This is a genomic window from Microcystis sp. LEGE 08355, assembly GCF_015207185.1.
Lineage (GTDB): Bacteria > Cyanobacteriota > Cyanobacteriia > Cyanobacteriales > Microcystaceae > Microcystis > Microcystis panniformis.
In genome coordinates, this window is record NZ_JADEXI010000827.1 from 1 (window position 1) to 1,557 (window position 1,557).

The following is a 1,557-nucleotide window of genomic DNA, read 5'->3' on the forward strand; positions in this document are numbered from 1 at the left end:
TTACTATTGTCACTCAAAAATTTATAAAATGTGGGTAGATGCCATATCTCGTTATGCTGTTCAGTCAAATATTAATTCTGAAGAATATAAATCTCTTCCTATTATTTTACCTCCTCTTGAAAAACAAATCGAAATTAGTGAGCATATCACAGCAATTCGTAATCAAGCCAAACAACTCCAACAACAAGCCAAAGACGACCTAGAAAAAGCTAAACAGGAAGTCGAAGCCATGATTTTAGGTGATGACTAAAAGCCTAATTTATCTTGAAAACCATTAAATTAAGTAGCTGGTTATAATTAAATTAAAAATGGATTTTGCCTTTAATCCCCCCTTGATCCCCCCTTGATAAGGTAGGGTTGATTCATGAATCAACCCTACCCTTGATAAGGGTGGTGTCTGATAATTTTTAACGCCTACCTACTTAAAAAGGAGAAAATCTCAGGCAAACTTTCATAAAAGAAACCCTTAAAGTTGGGTTTCTACGAAACTGAGGGTCTTCACCCTAACATTTTTAATACAATCGACCGCGCCAACTTTGGGGACGGGTAAAAGCAGAGATAAAAATGCGGATAACTGCCAGCGGATCCGCTAGGGGAGATAGCCAAAATAATCCTGAAGATAGATTGACTTTTTCGCCCCGATAGTAGCTAGGAGAGACAGCCAATAAAAGGGCAAAACGAATCAATAACAGCAGCAGGTTTAAAGTCAAGACAATTTTTAAACTCAGGAAATTGTAGCCAAAAATCAAAGCTGTGAGCAGTAAAGGGGTGATAATTATCGGTAATCCCTGAGTAAGAGCTAATAAGGCTAAATCGCCCCATAATTGCCCCTGATAGGAGGCATCTTTGAGGTCAAGGGATCTGCCCCATTCGCGCCAAGTTTCCTTAAGTCCTTCGTACATCCGCACGCGAATCAACTTCGCCCCATCGAGAAATCCCACCCGATAGCCTTTCGTTGCCGCTAGACGGGCGAGGGTGACATCATCGCAAAAAGAACCTTTTGCCCCGCTATAACCGTCTAAAGCCGCTAAAACTGACCGCCGGCAGAGAAAACATTGACCATTGGCCATGATTCGTTGGGGATCTTGCCCGCGCACTCCGGCCGCATCAAAGCGATAGAGCAAAGTCATCAATAAAGCCGGCTGTAACCACCATTCTCCCGGATAGGAGAGGATAAATTGCGGCGACAGGGAAACTAAATCGTAACCTTCTGCGATCGCAGCTTTAACTAAACTAGCCACTAAATTTGCTTGGGGTTGGGTATCGGCATCAATGCCCAAAATCCAGTCACTTTTAGGAGAACTAAACAAAAAACCATTGTGTAACGCCCAGGGACGACCTACCCAATCGGGGGGCAAAGGATAATCGGTTTTCAAGCGAAAGCGGGGGTCTTTTGCCGCTATCTCTTTGACTTTTTCCCGCGTACCATCTTGGGAATTGCTATCGACAATCAGAATTTCTCGCACTTCGTAACTCTGTTGACTCAATCCCCTTAAACAACCGTCAATCCTGGCCACTTCGTTTAACGTCGGCACAATCACGCTTACTGTCCCTAAC

General features: G+C 43.4%; 2 protein-coding genes. One reads left to right on the top strand and one right to left on the bottom strand.

From position 1 onward, the window contains the following. Nucleotides 1–250, top strand: a 250-nt coding sequence (locus tag IQ242_RS24430; protein WP_193961735.1) for a restriction endonuclease subunit S, incomplete at its 5' end; no start/stop codon positions are given. Nucleotides 251–512: 262 nt separating this feature from the next. Here the strand turns inward: IQ242_RS24430 and cruG are convergent. Further along, the coding region (cruG, locus tag IQ242_RS24435) for a 2'-O-glycosyltransferase CruG (protein WP_193961736.1) at nucleotides 513–1,557 on the bottom strand (1,045 nt) is incomplete at its 5' end.